This window comes from Streptomyces thermocarboxydus (assembly GCF_024760485.1).
Taxonomy (GTDB): Bacteria; Actinomycetota; Actinomycetes; order Streptomycetales; family Streptomycetaceae; genus Streptomyces; species Streptomyces cellulosae.
The window spans coordinates 429,991-446,027 of sequence record NZ_CP058273.1 but is presented as its reverse complement, the minus strand read 5'-3'; the positions used below and the strand labels follow the sequence as shown (position 1 = coordinate 446,027).

The 16,037-nt window shown below is 72.4% G+C and carries 10 protein-coding genes; 1 reads left to right on the top strand and 9 read right to left on the bottom strand.

The window, feature by feature from the left end:
- Positions 1-40: 40 nt before the first annotated feature.
- The 3 genes from AY578_RS02015 to AY578_RS02005 all read right to left on the bottom strand — a co-directional run bounded on the left by AY578_RS02015 (position 41) and on the right by AY578_RS02005 (position 4,797).
- A complete protein-coding gene (locus AY578_RS02015) occupies positions 41-865 on the bottom strand; it encodes an alpha/beta fold hydrolase (protein WP_136239890.1) in 825 nt (274 codons plus the stop codon).
- Positions 866-1,028: 163 nt separating this feature from the next.
- Positions 1,029-3,812 carry a helix-turn-helix transcriptional regulator gene (locus tag AY578_RS02010; RefSeq protein WP_215048401.1) on the bottom strand — a complete coding sequence of 928 codons (2,784 nt, stop codon included), beginning with the start codon at positions 3,810-3,812 and terminating at the stop codon, positions 1,029-1,031.
- Between the two features lie 169 nt (positions 3,813-3,981).
- Positions 3,982-4,797, bottom strand: coding sequence for a helix-turn-helix transcriptional regulator (locus AY578_RS02005; protein ID WP_019527408.1), 816 nt, complete (start codon positions 4,795-4,797; stop codon positions 3,982-3,984).
- 75 nt (positions 4,798-4,872) lie between these two features.
- Between AY578_RS02005 and AY578_RS02000 the strand changes: the two genes are divergently transcribed.
- On the top strand, positions 4,873-5,589 hold the full coding sequence (locus AY578_RS02000; protein WP_136239888.1) for an SDR family oxidoreductase: 717 nt from the start codon (positions 4,873-4,875) through the stop codon (positions 5,587-5,589).
- A 179-nt stretch (positions 5,590-5,768) separates the two neighbouring features.
- Here AY578_RS02000 and AY578_RS01995 read toward each other — a convergent pair whose 3' ends face one another.
- The 6 genes from AY578_RS01995 to AY578_RS01970 all read right to left on the bottom strand — a co-directional run bounded on the left by AY578_RS01995 (position 5,769) and on the right by AY578_RS01970 (position 16,024).
- The gene (locus AY578_RS01995; protein WP_258901832.1) at positions 5,769-7,226 is read right to left on the bottom strand and encodes an aldehyde dehydrogenase family protein; all 1,458 of its coding nucleotides are present in this window, start codon (positions 7,224-7,226) and stop codon (positions 5,769-5,771) included.
- A 232-nt stretch (positions 7,227-7,458) separates the two neighbouring features.
- Entirely contained in the window at positions 7,459-8,547 is a 1,089-nt protein-coding gene (locus AY578_RS01990) for a glutamate--cysteine ligase 2 (RefSeq protein ID WP_161232235.1), read from the bottom strand.
- 129 nt (positions 8,548-8,676) lie between these two features.
- Complete coding sequence (gene glgB, locus AY578_RS01985; RefSeq protein ID WP_258901830.1) at positions 8,677-10,902, bottom strand: 1,4-alpha-glucan branching enzyme; 2,226 nt, start codon at positions 10,900-10,902, stop codon at positions 8,677-8,679.
- A 4-nt stretch (positions 10,903-10,906) separates the two neighbouring features.
- On the bottom strand, positions 10,907-12,265 hold the full coding sequence (locus tag AY578_RS01980; RefSeq protein ID WP_258901828.1) for a maltokinase N-terminal cap-like domain-containing protein: 1,359 nt from the start codon (positions 12,263-12,265) through the stop codon (positions 10,907-10,909).
- 28 nt (positions 12,266-12,293) lie between these two features.
- Entirely contained in the window at positions 12,294-14,030 is a 1,737-nt protein-coding gene (treS, locus tag AY578_RS01975; RefSeq protein WP_258901826.1) for a maltose alpha-D-glucosyltransferase, read from the bottom strand.
- Positions 14,027-16,024 carry an alpha-1,4-glucan--maltose-1-phosphate maltosyltransferase gene (locus AY578_RS01970; protein WP_258901821.1) on the bottom strand — a complete coding sequence of 666 codons (1,998 nt, stop codon included), beginning with the start codon at positions 16,022-16,024 and terminating at the stop codon, positions 14,027-14,029. The genes treS and AY578_RS01970 overlap by 4 nt, the downstream gene beginning before the upstream one ends.
- Between the last annotated feature and the right edge of the window lie 13 nt (positions 16,025-16,037).

Genomic DNA, 16,037 nt, shown 5'->3' with positions numbered 1-16,037 from the left:
GTTGCGTGCCGGCCGGCGATGTGCCGGTGCCGAGCCGGTGTCAGCTCTCGATGAAGTCGAGCAGGTCGGCGTTGAGGGTGCCGGCGTTCACGGTGCACATGCCGTGCGACAGCCCCGGGTAGACCTTCAGGCGCGCGTCTGCGATCAGCGTGGCGGCCTTCTTTGAGGAGTTGGCGATCGGGACGATCTGGTCGTCGTCGCCGTGCATGATCAGTGTGGGCACGTCGATCGCCCGGAGGTCGTCGGTGAAGTCGGTCTCCGAGAACGCCTTGATCCCCTCGTAGTGCGCCTGCGCGCTGCCGGTCATCGCCTGACGCCACCAGTTCTGGATCACGCCCTGGGAGACGTCCGCGCCCGGGCGGTTGAACCCGTGGAACGGCCCGGAAGCGAGGTCGAGGTAGAACTGGGAGCGGTTGGTGGCCACGGACTCGCGGAAGCCGTCGAAGACCTCGGCCGGCAGCCCTCCCGGATTCGATTCGGTCTGCGCCATCAGCGGCGGGACCGCTCCGACGAGGACGGCCTTGGCGACCCGCCCGGCACCGTGCCTGGCGACGTACCGGGCGACCTCTCCACCACCGGTGGAGTGGCCGACGTGGACGACGTCGCGCAGGCCGAGGTGCGTCACCACGGCGGCGGCGTCCGCCGCGTAGTGGTCCATGTCGTGCCCGTGACCGACCTGGGCGGAGCGCCCGTGACCTCGGCGGTCGTGGGCGATGACCCGGTAGCCCCGCCGGACGAGGAACAGCATCTGGGCGTCCCAGTCGTCCGCGCTCAGCGGCCAGCCGTGGTGGAACATGACCGGCCGGCCCGTGCCCCAGTCCTTGTAGAAGATCTCGGTTCCGTCGCCGGCGGTGACGAACGGCATGGTGTGCTCCTCGTGGTCTCACCCGGGTACCGGGCGGTTTCGATGTCTCCACGAGAATGGCTCGGCCACCGTGCCGACAGCCTCCGTCAGCTGACTGACATCCGGCCGACGGCTCGCCTGCGTCGGTGCCCCGGGGGCAGTGCCGGGACCCGGCCGGCAGCTCTCACAGTCCGGTCGCCGAAGGCCCGGGAGGCACCGCCTCCAGAGCGTCGCGGAGCTCGGCCCGCGACGTGATCCCCAGCTTCGGGAACACACGGTAGAGGTGCGACGACACGGTCCGCGGCGACAGGAACAGACGCGACGCGATCTGCGGGTTGGACAGCCCCGTCGCCGCCAGCCTCGCGACCTCCAGCTCCTGCGGGGTGAGGGCCTCACCGGCCTTGCCCCGGCCGGTCCGCGTCATGCCCGTGGCGCGGAGCTCCGCCGCGGCCCGGGCCTCCCACGAACGGGCCCCGAGTTCCTCGAAGCGGCCGCAGGCGGCGGCCAGCTGCACCCGGGCGTCACGGTTGCGTCCTTGCCGGCGCAGCGCTTCGCCGTACGCCAGACGGGCCCGGGCGCCCTCGAAGGGCCACTGCTCGACGCCCGGCAGTGCGAGCGCCTCCTCGAAGCACCGGCCCATGTCCTCGGCAGCCGATGTCATCGCCGTGACCGTGGCCGCGCTCAGCGCGAACCGTGACGAGAGGTGACCGACACCGGCGTCCCGCAGCGCGTCCGCGTGCCGCCGCGCCTCCGCGTGCCGCCCGGTGCGTACGGCGGCCTCGACGAGGTCCGGCGCGGACCACACGGCCTCGGGGTTGAACGGCGGCAGCACACCCGGGGCGCAGATCGCCGTGGCGTGCCGGAACGCCGTCTCGAAGTCGGCGGCGCCGAGGGCCGCCCGGGCCGCCGCCTGGTGGGCGCAGTTCTCCAGCCGCCGCAGGCCCCTGGGACCCGACCACCCCCACACGGCCTCGCAGTGCTCCTGGCACGCGTCGAGGGCGCCGAGCTGGGCCGCGGCCATCGCGGCGACGTAGTGTCCCACCTGGGCGAACAGGTGATACCCCGTCTCCTCGGACAGGGCGATGAGCTCGTCCGCAGCGCCGGCCGACGCATGCCACCGGCCGGTGTACAGGTCGTCCAGCGCGACGAACATCAGGGCCGGCATGCTCGACCCCACCGCGCCTCCGTCGCGTATGACCCGGGACAGTGCCTCGCGACAGCCCGGAAGCCGGTCGAGGTACGAGGCGGTCAGGGCGGTGCGGACGACCACGTCGGCGTCGGTCTGGTCCCTCAGCCGCGCGATCTCCTCGTCCAGGCGGCGCAGCAGACCGTCGGTGACGGAGCCGAGGTCGTGGTGGACGCGTGCCAGCGACGCCGCGGCGGCCGGCGTCGCCTCGGGGAACCGGGCGAGCACGCCGACCAGAGGCTCCCAGTGCTCCGGCCGGCCCGAGTACTGGCTGGCGAGGGTGAGAGTGAACAGCGCGGTCTCCAGCTCGCCCGACGGCGGACCGGACAGCACCGACGCCTGCCCGACCGACTCCATCAGCAGCGCGTGGGCGGTGTCGGCATCACCCTCCGTGACGAGCACGAGGAAGCCGGCAGTCGCCGCCGCCGAGAGCGACCGCGCTGCCGGATCGCCCTTGACCTCGCGCATGATCTCGTGGCTGACCTCCAGATGACCCGCGACCCAGGCGGCGGCGTAGGCGGCCTGCGACAGGCGGCGCCTGCGGTCCGCGCGGTCGAGGCTCAGCTCGGCCGCGCGCCGCAGTCTCGCTATCGCGCCGTCGGCGTCACCGCGCCGCAGACTGCTCCGGGCCGCCGACTCCACGACGGCGGCAACCGCCTCGTCGGGCGCCGTCGTGGCTCTGGCGAGGTGATCACCGCGCCGCTCGGGCTGGTCGCCCAGCGCGTCGGCCAGCCGGCGGTGGGCCCCGCGCCGCTGCTCGCCGGTGGAACCGTCGACCACCGCGGACCTGACCAGCGGATGCCTGAAGCGCACCGCGCGGCCGTTCTCCGTGACCATGACCAGGTGGTCACGCTCCGCGGGAGCGAGTTCCTCGAGGCTGCCCGGTCCGCCGGCCGCCTCCAGGATGCCGATGTCGCCGGAGCCCTCGAGAGCCGCGAGCAGCAGTACCTCGCGCGTTGCCCGCGGCAGTCGTCCGACGCGGGCGCCGTACAGGGCGCGCACATCCCGCCCCGGGCCGCTCGCCCGCCCGGCGCCTTGGCCGTGCCCGCCGCCGGACGCCCCGGTGGACCCGGCGAACTCGAGCAGAGCCAGGGGGTTTCCCTGCGCCTCGTGCGCCACGGTCGTCAGGACCCGGCGGGGGAGGTGGGCGAAGCTTCGGGACAGCAGCCGCAGGGCGTCCGCGTCGTCCAGCGGCGCGATCCCGAGCTCCGGCAGACCGGTGGACGGGAAGGACGCGCCGGACTCCACCCGCTGGGCTCCGAGCAGCCCGATGCGGCGGCCCCTCACTCTTCTGGCGACGAAACCCACCGCGGCCTGGCTCGCCTGGTCCACGACATGAAGGTCGTCGACCACGAGGAGCAGCGGCCGCTCCTTCGCGGCCTCGTCGAACAGGGCCAGTGCCGCGTTCAGGACGGCGATCCGGCTCGGCGCGGGACCGGCGCCGAGACCGAGGGCGACCTCGAGGGCCTCCCGCATGGCCCTCGGCAGACGACCGAGCTCGTCCGGCAGCGAGCCGACGAGCTGGTGGAGCCCCGCGAAGCTGATGTCCGTCTCGTACTCGACACCGCTCCCGCGGACGACCCGCACGCCCTTCGCCACCGCCAGCTCGGCGGTCGCGTCCAGGAGCGCCGTCTTCCCCACGCCCGGATCACCGATGAGCAGCAGGGCGGCTCCGTCCGTCCCGACGCCGTCCAGGAACGCCGCAAGCTCGGCGAGCTCGCCCTCCCGCCCGACCAGCCCGGTCGGGCCGACGCCCGTGCCTGTCCCCGACTTCGCCCGCATCCGCCGTGTCCCTCGCCGTGCCTCGCGCAGCGGTCGAACCACCAGCCACGCGCCTGACCAGGAAGTATCGCACCCACCGGTGAACGGGGCCCGGTGCCGTCCGATGCGCCGGCACGCGCAGCTCCTGCTCGGCGCACGCGGGGACGGGTCGGTCCGGGACCCGGGCGAATCAGGGTGCTTGCCCGGCCAGCCGGCGCAGGGCCCGCTCGGAAGGTGATCCGGGGTCGGCCGTCATCAGGACGACCTCCTGGTCGTCCTCGGGCACGAGCAGGACGTCACAGTTCAACCGGAGGGCACCGGCCTCCGGATGCTCCAGGGTCTTCGTGCGGTGCCCGGGCGCGTGGACCGGACGGGTCTGCCAGATCTGCCGGAACTCCTCACTGCCGTCGTGCAGTTCGGCCAGCAGGGCGGCCAGCCGCGGGTCGTGCGGGTAGCGGTCGGCGGCCCGGCGCAGCCGCGCCACCGCGATGTGTCCGAACTCCTCACTGGCGGAGCTCTCGTACGTCCGCCCCCGGCCGAGGAAGCGGCGGCGGGCCAGGTTCGTCGTCCCGTCTCCGAGGTCGCCGCCGAGCAGTGCCTGGGCCAGGGGGTTCCACGCGACGACGTGGTACGCCGCGTCGGTGACGACGGCACCGGTCTCCGGCAGCCGGTCCAGCATCCGGACCACGTGCGGGCGCACCCGCCGCACGGCGGTGGTGCCGGGCGGTGCGCTCGAACCCGCCAGGCGGAACAGGTGGCTGCGCTCGGCCGGCGTGAGCCGCAGCGCGCGGGCCAGCGCGTCCAGGATCCGGGCCGACGGCCGCGGTCCCCGGGCCTGCTCCAGCCGCGTGTAGTAGTCGACCGACATGTGGGCGAGCTCCGCCACCTCTTCGCGGCGCAGGCCCGGTGTGCGGCGGGCGGTGCCCGTCTCCGGCAGGCCGATCTCGTGCGGACGCAGGGCCGCCCGGCGGTCCCGCAGGTAGTGGGCCAGCTCCTGCCGCGCCATACCGCCTCCTGCCCTCCACTGCCTGGTACGGACTGTCCCTGGCCGGGCGCCTGCGACCGGGGAAGTGTGGCTGCCATGAACGAACGCACAGCTCTGGTCACCGGTGCCAACAAGGGCAACGGCAAGCATATTGCCCGGCTGCTCGCAGCCGAGGGCCTCACCGTGTACGTGGGCTCCCGCGACCCCGGGCGCGGGCAGCGGGCCGTCGAGGAGATCGGCGCCGGGGCCCGCCCGCTGGTTCTCGACATGAGTGATCCCGACGGCATCGCACGGGCCGCGGCTCAGGTGGACCGCTTGGACGTGCTGGTCAACAACGCGGGCGTCTCGGTGTCACTCGCCCCGCCGGCCGGCTCGGGCGTGGAGGAGTTCCGGCGCACGTACGAGACCAATGCGTTCGGCGTGGTGGCGGTGACCAATGCCTTCCTGCCCGCCCTGCGCCGGTCGCCGCGCCCCCGCATCGTCAACGTCTCCAGTGGCACCGCGTCGCTGACCTGGAGCACGCAACCCAATCCCCAGTTCACCCCGGGAAGCGGCGGCGCCGCCGCCTACCGGTCGTCCAAGGCCGCCCTCAACGCCCTCACCGTCCTGTACGCCCAGACGCTGGCCGACGACGGCTTCAAGGTCAACGCGCTCGCTCCCGGACTGCGGGCCACTGATCTCACTCCCGGGGCCGCCGCTGCCGGCGGCGACCCGGCGGAGGCCGCACAAGGCGCCCTCCGCCTGGCCCTGCTGCCGGACGACGGCCCCACCGGTGGCTTCTTCTCCTGGGACGGGACCTCCGTGCCCTGGTGACGAGCCGCCAGGTCCCGGCCGGGGCGAGGGGGCGTCACGGAACTGCCACCGCGGTGCCTTCCTCGCCCTTCCCGCGCTCCGGGATCGCCGCGAGCGCCGTCAGCGTCACCCCGGCTGCCACCGCCGGCGCCGCCACCAGCCGGCGCCCAGGTGGGCGCCGGGCCGGGTGACGGGTCTGATCAGTGGGCGGACCGGGTGTGGTCCTGCTCCACGTAGACCTTGAGGGCCTGGAACTCCTCGATCGCTCGCGGGCCGCACAGGTAGCCGTAGCCGCTTCCCTTGACGCCGCCCTCCTCGAAGTCCTCGCTGATGGCTCCCCAGGTGTTGATCCACACCGTGCCGGTGCGGATGCGCCGGGCGATGCGGCGGGCCTTCATCGAGTCCGAGCTGAACACCGAGGCGGCCAGGCCGTAGATGGTGGCGTTCGCCTTGGTCACGGCGTCGTCCTCGTCGTCGAAGATCTCGAACGTCTGGACCGGACCGAAGACCTCCTCCTGCACGATCCGGACGTCGGTGCGGTCCACCTCGATCAGGCTCGGCCGGTAGAACGCGCCTGCGGCCAGCGGGCCGTCGGTGACCACACCGCCGCGCAGCAGCACCGTGCCGTACGAGGCGGCTTCCTCGACGATCGCGTCCACCCGCTGGGCGGACGCCCGGTCGATCACCGGGCCGAGCTGGGCCTTCTCGTCGTCGCCCGAGCCGAGCCGCACCTGCGCGAGGGCGTCGGTGAGCCGGGTGCGCACCTGGTCGGCGATGTCCCGGTGGACCAGCACACGGGAACCGGTGCAGCAGAACTGCCCGTTCATCAGCACCAGCGACTGCACGACAGTCGGGAGCACCATGTCCAGATCGGCGTCGGGAAGGATCACCATCGGCGCCTTGCCGCCCAGTTCCAGACCGACCCGCTTGAGCGAGGTGGAGGCCGCGGCCGCGATACGGCGCCCGACCGGCGTACTGCCGGTGTAGTTGATCACGGCGACCTTGTCCGAGGAGACCAGGAACGGGGCCCCGGTGTTGCCGGACTCGGTGAACACGTTGACCACGCCCGCCGGAATCTCCGGGACCGAGGCCAGGACCTGCGCGAAAAGCTCATTGGTCAGTGCCGTCTGGGACGGCAGCTTGACGACGACGGTGCAGCCGGCGGCCAGCGCCGGGCCCAGTGCCCGTACGGTCAGCATGACGGGGGAGTTCCAGGGAGAGATGATCCCGGCGACACCGAGCGGCTCGGGCACCGAGTGGGTGTACTGGCCGGGTGCCGTCTCGGCGGCGCGTCCGGCGTTCTGGGTGCGCGCAGAGGCCGCCGCGTACCGCAGCCACCCGACCGCGCCGCCGACCTCCCACAGGGTCTCACCCAGCAGCTTGCCGTTCTCCCGGGACAACATGGCCGCGACCTCGGGCACCCGGGCCTCGAGGGCGTCGGCCAGCCGGCTGAGCGCGGTCGCCCGGAGCGAGGGAGTGCGCGCCCATGCGGTGGTCTCGAACGCGGCGGCGGCGGCGTCCACGGCGGCCGAGGCCTCCGCCTCGCCTCCGTCGTAGAACGAGCCGACGACCGTGCCGTCGGCCGGGCTGATGGATTCCAGAACCGAGCCGGAGCCGGTCCACCGTCCGTCGATCCAGTGCTGCGCGATGGTGGTCATGGTCCGCTCCTCGTGGTCTCGCCCGGGTACCGGGCGGTTGCGATGTCTCCACGAGAATGGCTCGGCCACCGTACCGGCAGCCTCCGTCACCTGACTGACATCCGGCCGACGGCTCACTCATGTCGGTACTGACGCGGGAGGGCGCCTGAAGCGCTCGGCCCGAGCGCCCCGAAGGGGCGCGGGGAACTGCGCGACCAGCCCCCGCCCACCCGCACGGACGGACCGCGTCCGCCTAGGCCTGCGTATGCCGCACGCACTCCGTCACGACGTCCCGCAGACTCTCCGTCCGCTCCAGCAGCGCCCGCTGCACCATCGCCCCGTTCCCGTCCCGCAGCAACCGCTCACACCCCTCGCGGGCGCGGTCCACGTCGTCATGGTCGGCAAGGGCGTCAGCGACGTGGTCCAGCAGCGAACGGACGACCGCCTCGGCGGGCATCCTCCGCATCGTCTCCGGATGCAGCAGCTCCCCCGTGAGCCCGGACCGCGCCGCCTGCCAGGCGGACAGCCGCAGCAGGGACACCCCCGGGTCGACCGGCTCCCGGCCCTCCCGCCACTCCCGCGCCGCCGTCTCCACCAGCGCCCGCGTCAGCGTGGCGATCAGCCCCGCCGTCTCCGCGTGCAGCGCGACGTCCGACACCCGTATCTCCACCGTCGGGTACCGCTCGGAAATACGGGCGTCGAAGTAGATCATCCCCTCGTCGAGGATCGCCCCGGTCGACACCATGTCCGCCACCCGCCGGTGGTAGCGCTCCGGCGACTCGAACAGCTCGGTCGGCCCCGCCGACGGCCACCGCTGCCACACCCTGCTGCGGTAGCTGGCGTACCCCGAGTCCTTGCCCTGCCAGAACGGCGAGTTCGCGCTCAGCGCGGTCAGCACCGCCAGCCACGGCCGCAGCCGGTCGAGGACGGCGACGCCCTCCTCGTCCGACTCCACCGACACATGCACGTGACAGCCCATGACGAGCTGCTCACGCGTGGCGATCCCGTACTGCTTCTCCATCCAGCGGTACCGCTCGTTGACGCCGACCGCCGGGCTGACCGGCAGCGGCGACGTGGCGAGCGCGGCGACCGTGCAGCCGATCTCCTCGGCGTGCCCCGCGGCCTCCTTGCGGCAGCGGGCTATCTCCGCGAGCAGGCGCTCCATGGACGACTCCGGATGAGTCGCGAACTCCACCATCTGCTCGTGCAGTTCCTTCTCGAAGACATCCTGGCCCGCGTCCTCCCGCTCGGCACGGGCGAGCACCGCCGCGGACATCGCCCGCGGTTCACCCGTCTCCGGATCGACCAGGAGGAGCTCCTCCTCCACTCCCACGGTGCGCACCTGATGCTCGCCCTTCTGCCTGCCGCGTAGACGCCGAGCAGCCCTCGGCCGTACGACCCGCATGCCCCGCGCGGGACGCGGAACACCTGGCGTCGTCGGTCGAGGGCTGCCGGGCGCCGGAGCACGGCCTCACTGGGGTGTGGGCGCCAGCCAGACCGTCGCGAGCGGGGGAAGGGTGAGCCGGACGTGCCCGTCCTCGGGCTTGACCGGGTCCGGGTTCACCACGTCGCTGCCGCCGTAGCGGGCCGCGTCGGTGTTGAGGACCTCCTCCCAGGCGACCACGTCGTCGCCGACCGCGAGCCGGTAGTCGTGCCGGACCACGGGGGAGAAGTTCGACACCGCGAGCAGCGGCCGCCCCTCCGCGTCGTACCGCACGAACGCGAAGACGTTGTCGTCGGCGGAGTCCACCGCGACCCAGCGGAAGCCGGACGGGTCGGTGTCGCGCTGCCACAGCGCGGGACGGTCCCGGTAGTGCGCGTTGAGGTCCCGCACCAGGTCCTGCACCCCGCGGTGGTCGCCCGCCGAGTGGTAGCCCTCGTCCAGCAGCCACCACTCGGGACCCGCCTTCTCGGACCACTCCGCGCCCTGCGCGAACTCCTGTCCCATGAACAGCAGTTGCTTGCCAGGGTGGGCCCACATGAAGCCCAGGTAGGCGCGGACGTTGGCCCGCCGCTGCCACCAGTCGCCCGGCATCTTCGACACCAGCGCCTGCTTGCCGTGCACCACCTCGTCGTGGGAGATCGGCAGCACGTAGTTCTCGCTGTAGGCGTACACCATCGCGAAGGTCATCTCGTGGTGGTGGTACTTGCGGTGCACCGGCTCGTGCGAGACGTACTCCAGCGAGTCGTGCATCCACCCCATGTTCCACTTCAGCCCGAACCCGAGCCCGCCGGTGTCGGTGGGCCGGGTCACCCCGCCCCACGCCGTGGACTCCTCGGCGATGGTCACCACGCCGGGGCAGCGCCGGTACACGGTGGCGTTCATCTCCTGGAGGAACGCCATCGCGGCCAGGTCCTCCCGGCCGCCGTACACGTTCGGCTCCCAGCCGCCGTCCTCACGCGAGTAGTCGAGGTAGAGCATGGAGGCGACCGCGTCGACCCGCAGCCCGTCGATGTGGAACTCCTGGCACCAGTACACGGCGTTCGCGACCAGGAAGTTGCGCACCTCGGTGCGGGCGTAGTCGAAGGTGAACGTGCCCCAGTCGGGGTGGTCGGCGCGCCGTGAGTCACCGGGTTCGTACAGCGGCTCCCCGTCGAACCGGGCCAGCGCCCAGTCGTCGCGCGGGAAGTGCGCCGGCACCCAGTCCATGATCACGCCGATGCCGGCCCGGTGCAGGGCGTCGACCAGGTACTTGAAGTCGTCCGGGGTGCCGAGCCGCGCGGTCGGCGCGTAGAAGCCGGTGACCTGGTAGCCCCAGGACGGCCCGTACGGGTGCTCGGCGACCGGCATCAGCTCGACATGGGTGAACCCCATGTCCTTGACGTACGCGGGCAGCACCTCCGCCAGCTCGCGGTAGGTGAGCCCCGGCCGCCAGGACGGCAGGTGCACCTCGTACACCGAGAACGGCGCCTCGTGCACCGGCGTGTCCCCGCGCCGCGCCATCCAGTCCGCGTCGCCCCACTCGTGGTGCGAGGCGGTGACGACCGACGCGGTGTTCGGCGGCGCCTCGGTGCGGCGGGCCATCGGGTCCGCCTTGAGGAACCGGTGGCCGTGGCGCGAGTGGATCTCGAACTTGTAGCGGGTGCCCTCGCCGACACCCGGCAGGAACAGCTCCCACACCCCGGACGAGCCCAGCGAGCGCATCGGGAACGCCGTCCCGTCCCAGTACGTGAAGTCCGCGGCGAGGCGCACCCCGAGCGCGTTGGGCGCCCACACGGTGAAGCGGGTGCCGGCCACACCTTGGTGGGTCATGGGCTGTGCGCCGAGCGCCGTCCACAGCTCCTCGTGCCGGCCCTCGCTGATCAGGTGCAGGTCGAGGTCGCCGAGCGCGGGAAGGAAGCGGTACGGGTCGTGTGTCTTTGCCGGCGCGTCGTCCCCGTACGCCACCGCGAGGGTGTACTCGGGGATCGCGTCCAGCGGCAGCACGGCGGAGAACAGCCCGTCACCCTCGGACACCAGCGGGGTGCGGACGCCGTCGACGACGACGCTCACCTCGCGGGCGAAGGGGCGCAGCGCCCGGAAGGCGACGCCCCCGGGCACCGGGTGGGCGCCAAGCAGGGCGTGCGGGTCGTGGTGGGCGCCCGCGAGCAGGCGCCCCCGGTCGTGCGGGTCGAGGGCGGGTGCGGCCGCCCCGTCGGTGGCGGCGGACGGGGCGGGCCCGGCCGATCCGGGCAGCGGCGTGTCGTGCAGGGCCACGGCTTCAGTCTCCTCTCACGGCGAGGCGCTCGATCGCCGCCATGGGTACGGGCAGCCAGTCGGGTCGGTGCCGGGCCTCGTACAGCACCTCGTACACGGCCCGGTCCGTCTCATAGGCGCGGAGCAGGCCGTGCTTCTTGCGCGGGTCCCAGCCGGCACGGGCCGCGTAGCCCGCGCAGTAGGCCTCGCGGCAGCGCCGCGCCCACTCCGGACGCCAGGGACGGCGCTGCCGGGCGGCATAGTCGAAGGAGCGCAGCATCCCGGCGATGTCCCGTACCGGGGAGTGGGCGCTGCGCCGTTCGGAGAGCGGCCGGGACGGCTCGCCCTCGAAGTCGATCACGAACCACTCGCGTCCCGCCCGCAGCACCTGGCCGAGGTGCAGGTCGCCGTGGATGCGCTGGGCGGGCGGTCCGGCGTCGCAGGTGGCGAGCGCGGCGAAGGCGCTCCGCAGCCCCGGCACGTACGGCTGGAGCGCGGGCACGGCGTGCGCGGCGGCGGTCAGCCGCTCGGTCATCGCCGCCGTCGTCCGCCCGTTCTCGCCGGGCGCGCCGACGGGGAACGCGGAGGACAGCGCCAGGTGCACGTCGGCCGTGGCGCGGCCGAGGGCGTGCGCCTGCGCGGTGAAGTCGTCCCCCGCGGCGAGCGCGTCGAGGGCCAGCGTCCAGCCGTCGGCGGCGTTGCGCAGATACGGCTGGAGCACGCCGAGCGTCGCCTTGAACGGGTGCGTGGTGCGCAGCCAGGCCACCGGCGCGGGCACCCGGTGGCAGCCCTGCCGGGCCAGCGCCCCGGGCACCTCCAGGTCGGGGTTGACGCCGGGCTGGATGCGCCGGAAGACCTTCAGGATGTACTCGTCGCCGTACACCAGCGAGGAGTTGGACTGCTCGGCGTTGAGTACGCGCGGCACCAGTCCCGCGGGGACCTCCTGGGCGGGGTCGCCCTCGAAGTGCAGCGGGCCGGCGGTGCCCGGCCGGCGCAGCCGTTCGAGCAGCAGCTGGGCGGCGCGCGGGTCCTGGAGGGCGTCGTAGACCGTCAGCCCGGCGAGCAGGCCGTCCCGTACGGTGCCGATGAGCGCCTTGCCCAGGCGGGGCGAGGGCCGCTCGCGTACCCCGAGCAGCAGCTGGTAGCAGTCGCCGGCGGGGGTGGTGCCCCCGGGTGCGGGCACCCCGCCGTGCGCGGCGTGCACCAGCACGTGCAGACAGCCCGGGAACAGCTCGGTCGTGGACAGCACACCGAGATCGGTGACGGGACGGTCCTTGCCCGCGAACCAGCGCTGCAACGGCAGCCATTCGCGCAGCAGCCCGGCGAGCGACTCCAGGGACTCGGCGGGCGCGCTCCGCGGGCGCAGGAATGCGGTCTTCGTCATCGTGACGCCTCCTCTCGCCGGCACACGCTCACGGTCGTCGGCCGATGCGGGATGCGACTCGGGTGAGCCGGAACCAGTAGAAGCCGTGGCCCCCGAGGGTCAGCAGGTACGGCAGTTCGCCGATGGCCGGGAAACGCACCCCGCCGAACAGCTCCACCGGGTGCCGGCCCTCGAACTCGCGCAGGTCCAGCTCGGTGGGCTGGGAGAAGCGGGAGAAGTTGTTGACGCACAGGACCAGGTCGTCCCCGTCTTCCCCGTTCGGGGGGGCCTCGCGGAGGAAGGCGAGGACGGCGGGGTTGGAGGAGGGAAGCTCGGTGTAGGAGCCGAGGCCGAACGCCGGGTTCTGCTTGCGGATCTCGATCATGCGCCGGGTCCAGTGCAGCAGCGACGAGGGCGAGGCCATGGACGCCTCGACGTTGGTGACCTGGTAGCCGTAGACCGGGTCCATGATCGTGGGCAGGTAGAGGCGGCCGGGGTCGGCGGAGGAGAAGCCGGCGTTGCGGTCCGGGGTCCACTGCATGGGGGTGCGGACGGCGTCGCGGTCGCCGAGCCAGATGTTGTCGCCCATGCCGATCTCGTCGCCGTAGTAGATGATCGGCGACCCGGGGAGCGAGAGCAGCAGGGCGGTGAAGAGTTCGATCTGGTTGCGGTCGTTGTCCAGCAGCGGGGCGAGGCGCCGGCGGATGCCGATGTTGGCGCGCATGCGGGGGTCCTTGGCGTACTCGGCCCACATGTAGTCGCGTTCCTCGTCGGTGACCATCTCCAGGGTCAGCTCGTCGTGGTTGCGCAGGAAGATGCCCCACTGGCAGCCCGACGGGATGGCCGGAGTCTTGGCGAGGATCTCGGAGACCGGGTAGCGGGACTCGCGGCGGACGGCCATGAAGATGCGGGGCATGACCGGGAAGTGGAACGCCATGTGGCACTCGTCGCCGCCCGCGGCGTAGTCGCCGAAGTAGTCGACGACGTCCTCGGGCCACTGGTTGGCCTCGGCGAGCAGCACCGTGTCCGGGTACTGGGTGTCGATCTCCTTGCGGACCCGCTTGAGGAACGCGTGGGTCGCCGGAAGGTTCTCGCAGTTCGTCCCCTCGGCCGCGTACAGATAGGGGACGGCGTCCAGGCGGAAGCCGTCGATGCCCAGGTCGAGCCAGAAGCGCAGGGCCGCGAGGATCTCCTCCTGCACGCGCGGGTTCTCGTAGTTGAGGTCCGGCTGGTGAGAGAAGAACCGGTGGAAGTAGTACTGCTTCCGCACCGGGTCGTACGTCCAGTTCGACGCCTCGGTGTCGACGAAGATGATGCGCGCGTCCGCGTAGCCGGTGTCGTCGTCGGCCCACACGTAGAAGTCGCCGTAGGGACCCTCCGGGTCCTTGCGGGACTCCTCGAACCACGGGTGCTGGTCGCTGGTGTGGTTCATGACGAAGTCGATGATCACGCGCATGCCGCGCTGATGGGCGGAGTCGACGAACTCCACGAAGTCGGCGAGGTCGCCGAACTCGGGGAGCACGGCGGTGTAGTCGGCGACGTCGTAACCGCCGTCCCGGAGGGGCGACTTGAAGAAGGGCGGCAGCCACAGGCAGTCCACGCCGAGCCACTGCAGATAGTCCAGTTTGGAGGTCAGGCCCTTGAGATCGCCGATGCCGTCCCCGTTGCTGTCCTGGAAGGAGCGGACGAGCACCTCGTAGAAGACGGCGCGTTTGAACCAGTCGGGGTCCCGGTCCCTGACCGGTGTGTCTTCGAACGTGTCCGGCACTGGCTCGTTCACGGTCATGGCGTTCCTGGCCCTCCGTTTCGCTGTGCGGCGGGCGGTCGCTGGACGTGCAGGACATGCGCGGGAGCCCGCCCCGGCTCCAGCCGCACGTAGTTGGTGCTGCCCCAGTGGTACGTCTCGCCGGTGAGCTCGTCGCGCACCGGCGCCGTCTCGTGCCAGTCCAGGCCGAGGTGCGGCATGTCCAGCGAGACCGTGGCCTCCTGGACGTGATGAGGGTCGAGGTTCACGACCACGAGCACGACGTCGGAGCCCTGGCGCTTGCTGTACGCCAGGACGGAGTCGTTGTCGGTGCGGTGGAAGCGGAGATTGCGCAGCCGGTGCAGCGCCGGATGGTCCCGCCGGATGGTGTTGAGGCGGGTGACGAGGGGTGCGATGGTGCGGCCCTCGCGTTCGGCGGCTTCCCAGTCGCGGGGTTTGAGCTGGTACTTCTCGCTGTCGAGGTATTCCTCGCTGCCTTCGCGCAGCGGGGTGTTCTCGCACAGTTCGTAGCCGCTGTAGATGCCCCACGTGGGGGAGAGGGTGGCGGCGAGGACGGCGCGGACCTCGAAGGCGGGCCGGCCGCCGTGCTGGAGGTAGGCGTGCAGGATGTCGGGGGTGTTGGTGAAGAAGTTGGGCCGCATGTAGGAGGCGGCCTCCCCCGTCAGTTCGGTGAGGTACTCCGTCAGCTCCTGCTTGGTGTTGCGCCAGGTGAAGTACGTGTAGGACTGCTGGAAGCCGATCTGGGCGAGGGTGTGCATCATCGCCGGGCGGGTGAAGGCCTCCGCCAGGAAGATGACGTCCGGGTCGGTGCCGTTGATGTCGGCGATGACGCGTTCCCAGAAGACGACGGGCTTGGTGTGCGGGTTGTCGACGCGGAAGATGCGCACCCCGGTGTCCATCCAGTGCCGCAGGATCCGGCAGGTCTCGGCGACCAGGCCGTCCATGTCGGCGTCGAAGGCGATCGGGTAGATGTCCTGGTACTTCTTCGGCGGGTTCTCCGCGTAGGCGATGGAGCCGTCGGGGCGGTGGTGGAACCACTCCGGGTGCTTGTGCACCCAGGGGTGGTCGGGGGAGCACTGGAGGGCGAAGTCGAGGGCGACCTCCATGCCCAGGTCCCGGGCGCGGGCGACGAAGCGGGTGAAGTCCTCCAGCGTGCCCAGCTGCGGGTGGACGGCGTCGTGGCCGCCCTCGGGGGAGCCGATCGCCCACGGCACACCCACGTCGTCCGGGCCGGCGTCGAGGCTGTTGTTCGGGCCCTTGCGGAAGGTCGTGCCGATCGGGTGGATGGGCGGCAGGTAGACCACGTCGAAGCCCATCGCCGCGATCGCGGGGAGCCGGCGCGCGGCGGTGTCGAAGGTGCCGTGCGGCTGCTCGGGTGTGCCCTCCGAGCGGGGGAAGAACTCGTACCAGGAGCCGTACAGGGCGCGTTCGCGCTCGACGAGCAGGGGGAGCGGCTCGCTGCTGGTGACCAGCTCGCGCAGCGGATGGCGGGCCAGCACCGCGTCCACCTCCGGCGTCAGCGCCGCCGCCAGCCGGGTGGCGCAGGGGAGGGTGTCGTCGCGCAGGGTCGCGGCCGCCTCGAGGATCACCTTCTGTCCGGCGTCGCGCGGCACCCCGGCCGCGGCGCGCGCGAAGAGGTCGGCGCCCTCCTCCAGGACCAGCCCGGTGTCGATGCCCGCCGGGACCTTGACGGTGGCGACGTGCCGCCAGGTCGTCACGGGATCGCCCCAGGCCTCGACACGGTACGTCCAGCGGCCGGGCGCGTCCGCGACCACCTCGGCGCCCCAGCGGTCCGAGCCCGGCGACAGCTCCCGCAGCGGCGTGAAGGGACCCGGACGCCCCTCCGGGTCCTTCAGCACCACGTTGGCCGCCACCGCGTCGTGCCCCTCGCGGAACACGGTCGCCGTCACCTCGAACGCCTCGCCGACGACGGCCTTCGCCGGCCGCCTGCCGTGGTCGACGCACGGCCGGACGTCCCGTAGCGGGACACGACCGATGGTCGGGGTCGTCTTCATGGGCCTGTGCACC